This window comes from Baekduia alba (genome assembly GCF_028416635.1).
In the GTDB taxonomy this organism is placed as follows: Bacteria; Actinomycetota; Thermoleophilia; order Solirubrobacterales; family Solirubrobacteraceae; genus Baekduia; species Baekduia alba.
The window spans coordinates 1,688,828-1,702,208 of record NZ_CP114013.1 but is presented as its reverse complement, the minus strand read 5'-3'; the positions used below and the strand labels follow the sequence as shown (position 1 = coordinate 1,702,208).

General features: G+C 76.2%; 8 protein-coding genes. 4 read left to right on the top strand and 4 right to left on the bottom strand.

Going from position 1 to position 13,381, the window contains the following annotated elements; all coding sequences use genetic code 11:
- Positions 1 to 21 precede the first annotated feature (21 nt).
- Positions 22 to 321: a hypothetical protein gene (locus tag DSM104299_RS08410; protein WP_272476850.1), complete on the top strand. Its 300-nt coding sequence runs from the start codon at positions 22 to 24 to the stop codon at positions 319 to 321.
- Positions 322 to 350: 29 nt separating this feature from the next.
- Positions 351 to 1,046, top strand: coding sequence for a YciC family protein (locus DSM104299_RS08405; RefSeq protein ID WP_272476849.1), 696 nt, complete (start codon positions 351 to 353; stop codon positions 1,044 to 1,046).
- A 12-nt stretch (positions 1,047 to 1,058) separates the two neighbouring features.
- Here the strand turns inward: DSM104299_RS08405 and DSM104299_RS08400 are convergent, their stop codons facing one another.
- Positions 1,059 to 1,316 carry a hypothetical protein gene (locus DSM104299_RS08400; protein WP_272476848.1) on the bottom strand — a complete coding sequence of 86 codons (258 nt, stop codon included), beginning with the start codon at positions 1,314 to 1,316 and terminating at the stop codon, positions 1,059 to 1,061.
- Positions 1,317 to 1,439: 123 nt separating this feature from the next.
- On the opposite strand from DSM104299_RS08400, the gene DSM104299_RS08395 reads away from it, so the two are divergent.
- Together DSM104299_RS08395 and DSM104299_RS08390 are read left to right on the top strand one after the other, a co-directional pair.
- Positions 1,440 to 4,217, top strand: coding sequence for an ATP-binding protein (locus DSM104299_RS08395; protein ID WP_272476847.1), 2,778 nt, complete (start codon positions 1,440 to 1,442; stop codon positions 4,215 to 4,217).
- A 188-nt stretch (positions 4,218 to 4,405) separates the two neighbouring features.
- Entirely contained in the window at positions 4,406 to 4,576 is a 171-nt protein-coding gene (locus DSM104299_RS08390) for a hypothetical protein (RefSeq protein ID WP_272476846.1), read from the top strand.
- Here the strand turns inward: DSM104299_RS08390 and recD are convergent.
- From recD to recC, 3 genes are read right to left on the bottom strand one after another with little or no spacing between them, the layout of a single operon-like run.
- Positions 4,573 to 6,546 (bottom strand): exodeoxyribonuclease V subunit alpha, encoded by a 1,974-nt coding sequence (gene recD / locus DSM104299_RS08385; protein WP_272476845.1) that lies wholly within the window; start codon positions 6,544 to 6,546, stop codon positions 4,573 to 4,575. The two genes, DSM104299_RS08390 and recD, sit on opposite strands and share 4 nt — an antisense overlap.
- Positions 6,543 to 9,917: a UvrD-helicase domain-containing protein gene (locus DSM104299_RS08380; protein WP_272476844.1), complete on the bottom strand. Its 3,375-nt coding sequence runs from the start codon at positions 9,915 to 9,917 to the stop codon at positions 6,543 to 6,545. Before DSM104299_RS08380 ends, recD begins: the two co-directional genes overlap by 4 nt.
- Complete coding sequence (gene recC / locus DSM104299_RS08375; RefSeq protein ID WP_272476843.1) at positions 9,914 to 13,351, bottom strand: exodeoxyribonuclease V subunit gamma; 3,438 nt, start codon at positions 13,349 to 13,351, stop codon at positions 9,914 to 9,916. Before recC ends, DSM104299_RS08380 begins: the two co-directional genes overlap by 4 nt.
- Positions 13,352 to 13,381: the final 30 nt, after the last annotated feature.

The window sequence follows — 13,381 nt, the reverse complement described above, 5'->3', positions numbered from 1 at the left end:
ACGAGCGGGAGGCTGGCTGTCGTGCTCTACGACGCGGTCTTCGCCCTCGACGATCCGGACGCCCTCGTCGGCGCGGGGCTCAGCTGCCCGGCGTGCCTGGACGAGGCGACGCGGCTCTTCGTGGACGTCGCCGACGGCGTGCTCGACGCCCGCTGCGACTGCCCGTCCTGCGGCGCGACGTGGGCGCTGTCGCTCGCCCCGCAGCAGCTCCTGCGCCTGAGCTTGGACCCGCCGTCGCATGCCGACGTGCGCTGGAGCCGGCGGCTGCCGTCCTCGCTCCTGGCGGTCGAGCTCGACGACCAGGACGCCTGGGACGCCTGAGGGGCCGGCCCGCGCGTAAGGTGCGGGCCATGAACTTCACGCTGGAGCCGGGCGCGGTCATCGCGCGCGCCCTGGACATCTACCGCGAGAACTTCGGCGTGCTGGTTCCGGCCGCGGCCGCGCTGTTCGCCGTCCAGCTCGTCCTGGCGGTGGTGCTCGGCGGCGACCTCGGCGTGCTCGTCTCGTTGGTGTCCCTGGTCCTCGGGACCTTCTACCAGGGCATGGTGGTGGAGTTGGTCCGCGACGTCCAGGACGGGCGGCTGGACAGCTCGATCGGGCAGCTGTTCGCGAGCGTGACGCCGGTGTTGTTGACGTTGTTGGTCGTCGCGTTCCTGTTCGGCGTCGGCGTCGCGATCGGCTTCGTGCTGATCGTGATCCCCGGACTGTTCCTGATGACCATCTGGGCGGTGACGGCGCCGGTCGTGGTCGTCGAGCGCAGCGGCGTGCTGGACGCGTTCCGGCGCTCGCACGCGCTGGTGCGCGGCAACGGCTGGTCGGTGTTCGCCGTGATCCTGGTGGTCTTCGTCGGGCTGGCGATCGTGAGCGCGCTGGCCGCGGCCCTGACGTCCGGGCTCGGCGACGTCGGCAGCGCGCTGGTCGCGTGGGCCGTGACGGCGCTGACGCAGCCGCTGTCGGCGGTGACGGCGGCGGTGCTGTACTTCGCGCTCCGCGAGCGGGCGGGCGAGCCGCCGGTGGGCAGCAGCGCGGCGCAGACCGAGGGCTAGGCGCGGCGCGCCTCAGCGCGCGATGCGGTGGCGCTGCGACGGCGCGCCGGGAACGCGCTCGTAGCTGTGCGGCCAGACCAGCGCGTGCTGCATGTGACCGACGCGCAGCTCGTCGCTGAGCCAGCCGACGACGTCGACCAGCCCGGCGCTGGAGTCGGCGACGACCGCCTGCAGCTCGCCGACGCTCCAGCGCGAGCCGCCGGCCTCGACGGCGTCCGCGAGCGTGATGCGCCAGTCTGCGTCCTGCGTGAAGCTGGAGCTGCGGGTCATCCCGACCCTTTCGTTCGATCGCCGGATACTGGAGTCTAGGCGTTGGACCCACAGGTCCTGGAGAACGAGCCGCGGCGAGAGTTTTACCCCTAATTCGGTTCGGACAGGGGAGAATGTCCCGCGGTGCTCCCCGCGTCACCCCTCCCCGCGTTGGTCGGCCGTCGTGGCGAGGCCGAGGTCGTGTTCGGGCTCCTGGACGGGGTCCGTGAGCGCGGGGCCGCGCTGGTGCTGCGCGGCGAGCCGGGCATCGGGAAGTCGGCGCTCCTCACCGCGGCCGCCGAGCGGGCGGTGGCCCGTCGGCTCCAGGTGCTCACGACCGCCGGCGCGCGGGCCGAGGCGTCGCTGCCGCTCGCCGCGCTGCACCGGCTGCTCAGCCCGATCCTGGCGCTCGCCGACGAGCTGCCGGAGCCGCAGCGGGATGCGCTGCGCTCCGCGTTCGGCGCCCTGGACGGCGCGCCCGACACGTTCCCGGTCGCGCTCGCCGCCCTCAACCTGCTCGACCGCGCGACCGACGACCGGCCGCTGCTGCTCGTCGCCGACGACGCCCAGTGGCTCGACCAGCCGTCGGCCGACGTCCTGGCCTTCCTCGCGCGCCGGCTCGAGTCCGAGTCCATCATCCTGCTCCTTGCCCGCCGCGACGGCGAGCGCGGCCCGTTCGCCGACGTCGAGCTGCCCGAGCTGCGGCTCACCGGCCTGGACGCGCCCGACGCCGCCGCGCTGATCGACGCCCAGGCCGCGCCGCTGTCCCCCGGCGTCCGGCGCCGCCTGCTCGACGAGGCCGGCGGCAACCCGCTCGCGCTCGTCGAGCTCCCGCGCGCGTGGGTGGCGTCCGGGTCGGACCGTCTGCTCGACGCGTGGGTGCCGATCACCGACCGCCTGGAGCGCGCGTTCGTCGCGCGCCTCGACGAGCTGCCGCCGACGACCCGCACCCTGATGGTCGTCGCCGCGCTGAACGCCGGCGGCAGCCTCGCCGAGACGCTCGCCGCGACGAGCCTCCTGGTCGGCGCGCCGGTCACGGTCGCCGACCTCGCGCCCGCGATCGCGGCCGGCCTGATCGACGCCGACGCCGAGCGGATGCCGTTCCGCCATCACCTGATGGACTCGGCGATCCGCCACGCGGTCGACGTCGGCGAGCGCACCGGCGCACACCGCGCGCTGGCCGACAGCCTCGCCGACGACGAGCCGCGCCGGCTCTGGCACCGCGCCTCCGCGCTCGTCGGCCCTGATGACGCGCTGGCCGCCGGCCTGGAGGACGCGTCGTCGGCGCTGGTCGCGCGCGGCGCGTTCGACCTCGCGCTCACCGCCCTGGAGCGCGCGGCCGCCGCCAGCTCGGCGCCGGCCGACCGCGGACGCCGCCTCATCCGCGCCGTCGAGCTGGCCGCCGAGATCGGCCGCTTCGACGCCGCCGCGCGCCTGCTCGACGAGGCCGACGCGCTCACGCTCGCCCCGCTGGAGCGCGCCCGGGCCGCCTGGCAGCGCCACCTGCTGACCGACCGGCTCATGGCGACGCTCCCGCAGGTCCGCGTCGCGGTCGGCCTGGCCGACGAGATGGCCGCGGCCGGCGAGCCGGACATGGCGCTCGGCGTCCTGACGAGCATCGCGCTCGGCGGCTGGTGGACCAACCCGGCGCCGGAGTGCAGCGCGCTCGTCGTCGCGGCGATCGAGCGCCTGCCGATCCCGCCCGACGACCCGCGCGTGCTGAGCAGCCTCGTGACGATCGCGCCGCGCGCCCGCGGCGCCGCGGTGGTCGAGCGGCTGCGCCGGCTGACGCCGGAGACCTTCGAGGACCCCAACGACCTCCGCCTGCTCGGGATCGCCGCCGCCGTCGCCGGCTGCGACCGCGAGGCGTTCCGGTTCTTCGACGCCGCGGTCCGCGGGCTGCGCGCCCAGGGCCGGCTCGGGCTGCTGGCCGAGGCGCTGGCCGCGCAGGCGTGGTGCGCGTGGCACGTCGGCCGCTGGGACGCGATGGTCGCCTGCGCCGAGGAGGCCGACCGGCTGGCGAGCGAGACGCGCCGTGTCGGGCTCGCCGCGTCGACCCGGATCCCGCCCGCGATGCTCGCCGCGATGCGCGGGGACGTGGCCACCGCCGAGCGCGTCGCCGACGCGATCGAGCAGGAGCACCTGCCGCTCGGCGCCGCGTCGGCGCTGGCCTTCGTGCAGCTCACGCGCGGCCTGGCGGCGCTGGCCGACGGGCGCCGCGCCGACGCGTTCGCGCAGCTGCGCCGCGTCTGGGATCCGGGCGACGTCGCCCGCCACGCGTTCACCGCGCCGGGCATGTTCACCGAGTTGGTCGACGCCGCCGCCGGCACCGACGACGAGCCCGAGCTGCGCCGCCTCCTGGTCGAGATGGAGGACTTGACCACCGCGACCCGGAGCCCGCGCGGCGAGGACGCGTTGTTGTATGCCAAGGCGCTGCTGGCCGCCGACGACGAGGCCGAAGCGCGGTTCTTGGAGGCCTTGCACGGCGACGTCGAGCTGCTGCCCTTCACCCGGGCGCGGTTGTTGTCGCACTACGGCGCGTGGCTGCGCCGGCGCCGGCGCGTCGCGGACTCGCGCGGGCCGCTGCGCGCCGCGCGCGAGGCGGCCGACGCGATCGGCGCGGTCACCTGGGGCGAGCGCGCGCGCCAGGAGCTGCGCGCGACCGGCGAGACGTCGGCCCGCCGCGTCGAGGACGCGCGCGACCGGCTGACGCCGCAGGAGCTCGAGATCGCGCGCATGGCCGCGTCGGGCATGACCAACCGCGCGATCGGCGAGCAGCTGTACCTCTCGCACCGCACGGTCGCCTCCCATCTCTACCGCGTCTTCCCGAAGCTCGGGATCACGAACCGCGCCCAACTGGCGGGCGCGCTGGCCGTGCCCGCCGAGGCGCCGGCGCCGGGCCCGGCGCCCACGCGCGTCTAGTTTCCTGATGCGGTGATTCGGGTGCAGCAGGCGGGATGCTCGGCCCCGGCTGAGGGTCGTCGATGACCGCAGCTGAACCCCTGGTTCATCGAGGATCAGCGGCGGCGCTCAGGCGGCCGCGAGCGCCCGGATGCTGCCGCGAGTCAACGCATCAGGGCACTAGGCTGTCGGCCCGCATGTCGAATCGGATGACCACTCTCGCGGTCGGCGCGATCATCGCGATCCCGCTCATCTTCGCCGCGCTGGGCGCGGGGCAGCAGGCGGGGCTGGCGTTCGGCGTCGTGCTGGTCGTCGTCGGGGTCGCGTGGATGTTCTTCGGGTCGCGCGACGACGGCGAGGGCGACGGCGAGGGCGACTAGCCCGCGTCCCAGAGGCGTGCCCGCAGGCCCGAGGCGCGGGCGGCGGGGCGGTCGATCGCGGCGCGGATCGACGCCTCGGTGCCGACGACGAGAAGGCGGTCGCGCGCGCGGGTGACGCCGGTGTAGAGGAGCTCGCGGGTGAGGATGCGCGAGGTCGGCGGCGGCAGGAGCACGGCGGCCGTGTCGAACTGCGACCCCTGGCTCTTGTGGACGGTCATGGCGTAGACCGTCTCCACCGCGCCGAGCTGGTTCGGGCGCACGGTCGTGCGCTCGAACGCGGCGACGAGCCGCTTCTCGGACGCGCGCACGATCACGCCCGTGTCGCCGTTGTAGAGGTGCAGGTCGTCGTGCTTGGCCGTGACCAGCAGCGGCCGCCCGGGGTAGTTCTGCGCGCGGCCGCCCGCCGCCTCGATCTCGGTTGCCAGCCAGGACTCGACGACCGGCATCCACGCTGAGACGCCGTAGGGCCCGCGGCGGTGCGCGCACAGGAGGCCGAAGCGGCGCAGGGCGTCCAAGGCCGCGTCCGCGTCGCCCGCCCGCGCCGCCGCGATGACCGCCCGCCCCGCCTCCGTCGCCGCGTCGCGCACCGGGGCGAGCCGCGCGTCGCCGCGCAGCTCCGCGACGTCGCCGTCGATCCACGTCACGTCGTCGCGCGCGTCCGCCAGCGCCGCGACGACATCGTCGGCGACCCCGCGCCGGACCGCATCGGCGACGACCGCGATCCCACCCCGATACCGGTAGAGCCGATCGAGGACGACGACGCCGTCGGCGAGCGGCGCGTCGGGCAACGCCGCGGCGGCGGTCTCGGCGTCGCCACCGGACGGCGCGCCGCCGACCACGGTGGAGGGCGGAGCGGCGCCGCTGGGCGGAGCCGCCGCGCCCACCTCCGCCAGCCGTGCCCGCGCGTCCGCGCTGAGCAGCGGGCGCGCGGCGGCGGGCCCGACGATGTCGCCGAGGACGGCGCCGGCCTCGATCGAGGTCAGCTGGTCGGGGTCGCCGAGGAGGATGAGGCGGGCGTCGGGCCGGATCGCGTCGAGGAGGCGGGCCATGAGGGTCAGCGACACCATCGAGGTCTCGTCGACGATCACGACGTCGTGCGGCAGGCGCGCGTTGCGGTCGTGGCGGAAGCGGCTGCGGCTCCCGGGCCGGGTGCCGAGAAGGCGGTGGAGCGTCGTGGCGGTCAGCGCGCGCAGCCGCTCCCGCGCGCCGTCGTCGATGGCGAGGCGGCCCGCCCAGCCGTGGACCTCTTCGGTCAGCCGCGCCGCGGCCTTGCCCGTCGGCGCGGCGAGCGCGACCAGCGGCGGCGCGTCAGCCTGGTCGGCGAGCAGGGCCACGATCCGCGCGACGGTCGCCGTCTTCCCCGTCCCGGGCCCGCCGGCGATCACCGCGATGCGGCGCAGGACCGCGGTCGCCGCCGCCATCCGCGCGCGCTCGTCGTCCCGATCGGGATAGAGCCGCGCCATGCCCTCGGCCAGCACGTCGCGCGCGACGCCGGCCGCCTCGCCCACCGCGCGCTCGCGCAGGTCCGCGGCGACCTGCCGCTCCTCACGCCAGTACCGGTCCAGGTACAGCCGCGAGCCGACGAGCCGCAGCGGTCGCGCGTCGCCCGCGTCATCACCGTCGTCGTCGCTCACCGCCACCAGCCCGCAAGCGGCGACCTCCGCCGCCCAGGCGGCCGGCTCCGGCCACGGCAGCGCGCCGAGGTCGACCGGCTCCTCGGTGTCGACCGCGACCGTCGTCCGGATGTCGGCGAGATCCACCAGCACATGCCCGAGCCGCGGCGCCCGGACCGCCAGCGCGAGCGCGAGCAGCAGCGACGGCGCCTCCACCCCGCCGAGCGTCGCGAGCCGCCGCGCGACCTGGACGTCGGCCGACGACAGCACGCCGGCATCGTTGAACGCGCCCAGCGGCGCCGGCGCCGTGCGCGCCAGCCGGACGTCGAACGGGTCGCGCTCGCGCAACGAGCTCACCGGTCCACCCCGCGATCCAGCACGTCGCTCAGCGCCGGCAGCAGCCCGACCGGCGGCCGCCAGGCGAAGACGCCGCACGGAGACCCGTCCACGCCGCGCGGCGTGTCCGGCCCGACCATCCCGCGCAAGAACAAGTACAACACGGCCGGCCGGTCGCGCGCCGGGTCGTAGCCCGGCAGCCGCCAGCGCAGGTACCGGTGCAGCGCCACGGCGTACAACAACGCCTGGAGCGCGTAGTGCGAGCGCTGCATCTCCTCGACCAGCGCGGCCGGGCGATGGTGCCACGCGGTCAGCTCCTCGCCCGCCGCCGCCAGCCGGTTGGTCTTGTAGTCCATGATCGCGAAGCCGCCGCCGGCGCGCGCGACGAGGTCGATCGTCCCGGTCAGATAGCCGCGCAGGTTGGCCTTCAACATGGGGTCGAGCAGCCGGTCGGCGTAGCCCGCGAGCGGGTCGTCGCCGACCACGAGCTCGCGCAGCACGCCGGCGATCGCCGCCAGCGTCAGCTCGCCGTCCGGCGCGTCGCCGCCGACGAGCGGCACCTCGAACGTCAGCTCGTCGAGCCGGTCGCCGCGCACGAGGTCGCGCAGGCGGGCGTCGCCGACCAGCGGCCCGAGCGGCGTCTCGATGGCCGCCCGCAGCCCGTCGACCAGGACGACCGGATCGCCGACGTCCAGCGTCCGCCGCCGGCGCGCGGCGGCGAGGCGCCCGCCCAGCTCGGCGCCGAGGTCGGCGGCCGCGAAGTCGGTGTCCTCGAGCACCTGGTGCACGAGCGTGCCGATCCGCGTCCCGGCGGGCATGGACCCCAACAACGACGGGACCGACGACAGCGCGCCGTCGTCCGCGCGCGCCGCCGCCGCCAGGGGCCGCTCGTCGGCGGCGTCGTCGGCCCCCACGGCCTCCTCGACCTCGCTCGCCACGCGCGCCTCGTACGCGCCCGCGGTGATCGCGCTGTAGGACAGGCGCCGCCAGCGCGCGTCAAGCCCGCGATCGAAGACCGCGGCCGCCAACGCGACCGCGCCGTCGCCGGCGCCGGCGCCGTCCGGCGCGCGCTCGACCAGCGAGCGCTCCAAGGCGATGCACTTCGGCGCCAGATCGCGCAGCGCCCGGAAGCGCGCCGCCGCGTCGGCGGCCACCGCGTCGGCGCCGGTCCCGCCCGCCTCCGGCACCGCGCCGGCGAAGTCGCGCTCCAGCACCAGGCGCGCCAGCGGCGACTCCCGGCAGTAGTACGACGTCGCCCACCACACGACCGCCTGGTACTTCGCCCGCGTCAGCGCGACGTAGGCCAGCCGCAGCTCCTCGCCCGCCAGCTCGGCCGCGGCCTGCGCGGCGTGGCGCTCGTAGGCCACGTCGTGCGGGTCCAGCGACACGTCGATCGTCCGCTGGTTGCCGCGCTCGGGGTCGTGGTAGATCGCCGGCACGCCCTTGTCGCGCCCGCGGAACGGGTCCCACAGGAACGGGCAGTAGACGATCCCGAACTCCAGGCCCTTGCTCCGGTGGACGGTCAGGACCTGGACGGCCGCCGCGTCGGACTCCAGCCGCCGCGCGCGGTCCTCGGCGCCGGCCTCGCGGTCGTCGGCCGCCATGCGATGGCGCAGCAACGCGGCCAGCGCCGTGATCCCGAGCCGCCCGTCGATCGCCGCCCCGTGCAGGAGCTCGCCGACGTGGCGCAGATCCGTGAGCGTGCGCTCGCCACCCAACTGCCCCAACAACCGCGCCGGCAGCCCCTCACGCTGCGTGATGTCCTCCATCAACGTCGCGACGCCGGTCCGCCGCAGCAGCCCCGCCCAGGCGTGCAGCTGCTGCTGGAGCGCGTCCCACGCCGCGTCGTCCGCGCCCGCCACGCGCTCCGCCGGCCACGCCAGGAACGCGGTCAGCGCCGCGGCCCGTGCGCGCGGGAGGTACTCCGGCCGCTCCAAGGCCTCCAACAACGCCAGCCAGTCACGCGCCGCGTCGGTCGCGAAGACGCTGCCCGCCCCGTTGACGACCGCCGGCACGCCCGCGTCGTCCAGCGCCGCCTTGATCGTGCGCGCTTGGGCGTTGGTCCGGACGAGCACGGCGACGTCGCCGGCGTTCAGCGGCGCGCCGGAGGCCGTCGCCCCCGACGCCAGCAGCCGTGCGACGTCCGCCGCGCAGTCCTTCGCCACGTGCTGGCGCGCCGCCGGCGCCTTGGACCAGCCCTGCTTCGTCTGCTCGACGTCCGGGTCGTGGCGCGCGGCGACCCGGATCCGCAGCGGCGTGCCCACCGGCGCGCCGCTCAACCGCGTGTCCTGGTGCGTCGGCGACGCGCTCGTCTGGCGGTAGGTGATGTCCTCGTGGCCGAGCCGCGCGTGGTCGAAGAGCACGTCGTAGGCGTGCAGCAGCCCGCGGTCGGTGCGCCAGTTCATGCCCAGCGTCGGGCGCGCGTCGGCCGACGCGGCCGCGTCGAGGTAGGCGTACACGTCGGCGCCGCGGAACGCGTACACCGCCTGCTTGGGGTCGCCGATCAACACCAACGTGGACCCGGGATGCGCGAACGCGCGCCGCATGATCGTCCACTGGTCGGGATCGGTGTCCTGGAACTCGTCGACCAGCGCGATCTTGTAGCGGTTGCGCAGCGCGGCCGCGACCGCGTCGCCCGACGGCCCCTCGAGCGTCGCGCGCAGGCGCGTGACGAGGTCGTCGAACGTCATCAACGCGAGCGCGCGCTTGCGCCGGTCCAGCTCGTCGCGCGCCGCGACGGCCAGCCCGTGGCGCAGCGCGACCGCGCCGTCGGGCGCGTCGTAGGCGATCGGCGCCAGCGGCGCGCTCGGGTTGCCGATCGCCGCCTGCACGACCTCGCGCGCCTCCTCGCGATCGAGCCCGGCCGGCGGCGCCGTCGCGTTGAAGCGGTTGACGTACAGGTCGTGGACGACCTCGTCGACGAGGTCACGCGCGTCCTCGCTGAAGCGGTGGCCGGGATCGATGTCGCCGGCCACGCCGAGCCCGAGCAGCACCTCCTGGCAGAACCCGTGCGTGGTGGTGATCGTGGCGGCGTCGAAGTCGGCGATCGCCACCGCGAGCCGGTCGCGGCGCGCCTCGACCACCGCGCGCGGCCCGGTCGCCAGCAGCGCGAGCAGCGGGTCGCCGGCCGGGATCGCGACGCTCAGCGGATCGGCCGCCAGGGCGAGGTCGAGCGCCGCGCGGGCGCCGGACAGCCGCTGGCGGACGCGGTCGCGCAGCTCGCCGGTCGCCAGCCGTGTGAACGTGACCAGCAGCAGCTCGTCCAGGCGCGTGCCCTCGGCGACGTAGCGCGTCGCCAGCGCGGCGATGGTGTAGGTCTTGCCGGTTCCGGCGCTGGCCTCCAGGACCGTGACGCCGGTCGGGAGCGGCCCGCAGACGTCGAAGTCGCTCACCGGTCGGTCACCTCCTCGACCGCGAGCAGGCGCGACCACAGGCGGTGCGCGTAGCGGCCGAGCCGGGTGGGCTCGTCGTCGCCCCACGCCTCGTCGGCGCGGGGCGAGTCCTCCAACAACGCGTCGAACGGCAGGATGCCGCCCAGGACCCGTACGTGGTCGGGGTCGACGTCCTCGCGGCCGGCCTCGCCGAACGCGGTCGTCCACTGCTGCTCGGCCGCCCGACGACCGGTGCGGCGGTTGTCGCCGGCCGCCGCGAACGCCGCCGACGTCTCGCAGTACAGCGGCAGCGGCTCGCGCATGCCGCGGTCGTAGAGGTCGACGAGGATCGCCAGCTCGGCGCGCGCCGCGGCGCGCCGCTCCTCGGGCGTGGCGCCGACCACGGGCGGGATCCGCGCGATCGTCAGCTGCTTGTAGCGCTGGACGCTGCGCCGGGCGCGGCCGACCGTGACCGCCGCGAACCGCCGCTCCGGCGCCGCGGCGGTGAGGGCCAGGACGCGTGCCCACGCGCCGAGCCGATGGCGCGCGTTGATGCGCGAGAACGTGACGAGCTGGACGACGTCCCCCGAGAGGCCGGACACGGTGCCGCCGAGGCGGCGCCCGTCCGCGAGCCCGACCCGCACGTCGCGCACCTGCCGCTCGGTGTCGAGGTCCGGGATCTCGCGCCGCGCCGCGCCGGCGATGGCGTCGGCGAGCCCGTCGAGCAGGTCCAGCCGGCGCGCGCCGATCGCGCACGGCGGCAGCGTGCCTCGCGCCCGCTCGGCCTCCCGCGCGCGCTCGCCGTCGGCGCCGAGCAGGCGCGCGCGCAGGAGGCGGTCGCCGATCGCCCACTGCGCGCGGAAGTCGAGGTCGATCGGCAGCGCGTCGTCGACCTCCTCGGTCCGCGTCCCGGCGCCGATCCCCAGGCGCTGGCGCAGGAACGCGCGCACCGGGTGGCCGAGGAAGGCGACCAAGTCCTCCAACTCGACGAGGTCGCGCTGGGCCGCGGCCGGCGGCAGCGGGCCCGCCAGGAACGGCGGCGGCGGGAGGCGGTCCGACGCCATCGCCTGCGCGCCCGCGAGCGCGGTCTCGTCGAAGCTCCAGGCCGCGGCGTCGGGCGCCAGCGCGCCCGGCGTGAAGTTGCGCGCGTCGAACGGCTGCAGCGGGTGGCGGACGACGATCGCGTCGCGCGCCGCCGCCCCCGCGGTCCGCTCGACGACGTCGAGCAGCTCCGCCACCGGGACGGCGGGCGCGCGCTCGGCGTTCGTCCGCTCGTCGTTGCCGGTGTAGGTGACGATCAGCCGGTCCTCGGCGGCGAGCAGCGCGTCGAGCAGGATCTGGCGGTCCTCGGAGCGGGCGTCGCGGTCGCCGACGTGCGGCGCCGCGATGAGCAGGTCGTCGCCGTCGCGCGGGGAGCGGCGCGGGAACACGGTGTCGTCAAGGCCGAGCAGGCAGACGACGCGGTGCGGCACCGAGCGCATCGGCTGCAGCGTGCAGACCGTGAGGTGGCCGGTGCGGAAGTTCGCGCGCGTGGGCCGGCCGGCGAGGCGGGTCTCCAGCAGCGCGGCGACGTCCGCCACGTCGAGCGTCGTCGTCGGCGTCGGCGTCGCGTCGTCGTCGGCGGTCGCCTCGTCCAGGACGTCGGCGAGGACGCGCTGCAGCTCGGCGCGCTGCCAGACGTCGGCCGGCGACGTCGCCGTGAGCGCGTCGGCGGCGTCGGCGAGCGCGACCACCCAGGCGTCGATCGGCTTGGCGACGGCGAAGTCGTCGACCGCCTGCTTGAGGCGCTCGACGTACTCCGCGAAGCGTCCGGCGAGGTCGATCGTGGAGCTGTCGACGTCGTCGAGCGGCACGACGCCGCTGAGCAGCCGCGGCTCGTCCTCGGTCAGCGCGACGCCGGTGAGCAGGCGGTCCAGGCCGGCCGCCCACGTGCCCTGCGCGACGCCGGCCAGGTTGTAGTCCTTGCGCTGCTCCGTGTCGAAGCCCCAGCGCGTGCCGGACGCCGCGACCCAGTCCTCCAGGCGGCTCATGTCGTCCTGGGCGAAGCGGAAGCGGCGGCGGACGGACTCGCGGTCGGCGAGGTCGAGCACCTCGGACGCGGTCGCGCGCGCGGAGGTCAGCTCCAGCAGCCGCGCGACGACGCCGAGGACCGGGTTGGTCTCGCGCAGCGAGCGGTCGGCGAGGCGAACGCGCAGGTCGTGAAGGCGGGCGCCGTCGTCGGCGTCCTCACCGGCGCCGAAGGTGGCCTGGATGAGCGGCGCGAACGTCTCGATGTCCGGGCACATGACGATGACGTCGCGCGGCTCGAGGGTCGGGTCCCGCTGGAGGGCGTGGAGGATCGCGTCGCGCAGGACGTCGACCTGGCGGTTGGCGCCGTGGCAGGCGTGGATCTGGAGGGAGCCGTCGGCGGCCGCCTCGGCCTCGGCGAGCGTCGGGACGCGGTCGGCCCGGACGTCGGCCTGGACGCGCTGCAGCAGCGTCGCCGGGGACGCCGGTCGATCGACCTGGTGGTGTTGGTCGCTCGCCGCCGTCCCCGCACGCGCGAGCGTCATCTGGAGCTCGCGCGCATCGCGCCCCCAGGACGCGAGCAGCGGGTTGCCGGGGAGCAGGCCGGGCGTGGTCGTGTCCTCGCGCGCGGCCGGCACGTCGCGTTCGTCGAGCGCTTGGCGCACGCGCTGCCAGGAGGCGTCGGACGGCTGGAGCAGGAAGAGGTGGACGTCGCGCCCGCCCTCGGCCAGCGCGCGCAGGACCTCGAGGTGGCGTGCGGGGAGGCTGGTGAGGCCGAACAGCGCGAGGCGCGGCGGGAGGTCGCTGCGGTCGGGGTCGACGACGAGCTCGCGGCAGGCGAGCTGGAGGCGCTCGGCCGGGCCGGGCTGCCCGATTCTGGCCCGCAGCCGTCGCCACAGCTCGGCCTGCCAGCGCTCGTGGTCCGGCAGCGGCGTGCCCGTGGCGGAGGCGTCGACGTCGTCCCCCGCGTGCCACGCGGCCAACATCTGCGGCCGGTGGATCGCGTAGCGGTCGAACAGCCCGGCGAGGTGCTGGACGGCGCGCAGCCGGCGCGAGCGGTCGCCACGACCGGGCTCGAGGTGGTGACGCAGGCGCTCCAGCCACGCGTCGTGCAGGTGCTCGTCGACGCTGGCCAGCAGCGGCCAGACGGTGCGGGCCGGGAGCCACGGGTCGCGGTCGGGGTCGAAGCCCGAGCCGGCGGCGACGGCGTCGTCGACCAGGCGGCGCGGTGTCGGGAACGCGACGTTGGCGCAGATGCCGTCGGGGCGCGCGCCGGCGTCGGTCGCGCCCAGCGTGGACGAGAGCTGCTGGGTCAGCCAACGCTCGACGCCGCGGGTCGGGACCGCGACGACCTCGGGCGCGAACGGGTCCGCGAGGGGTTCCGCGAGCACGGCCGCGAGCGCGCCGACGAGGCGATCTGCGCGATCGGCGCGATGGAGGTGCAGCACAGCTCGACTGAGGATAAGTTCGGGCCCGGA

Bases quoted from the DNA above. Each gene is read 5' to 3' on its own strand.
- DSM104299_RS08405 (WP_272476849.1), top strand. From the start codon at position 351: ATGAACTTCACGCTGGAGCCGGGCGCGGTCATCGCGCGCGCCCTGGAC.
- DSM104299_RS08400 (WP_272476848.1), bottom strand. From the start codon at position 1,316: ATGACCCGCAGCTCCAGCTTCACGCAGGACGCAGACTGGCGCATCACG.
- DSM104299_RS08390 (WP_272476846.1), top strand. From the start codon at position 4,406: ATGACCACTCTCGCGGTCGGCGCGATCATCGCGATCCCGCTCATCTTC.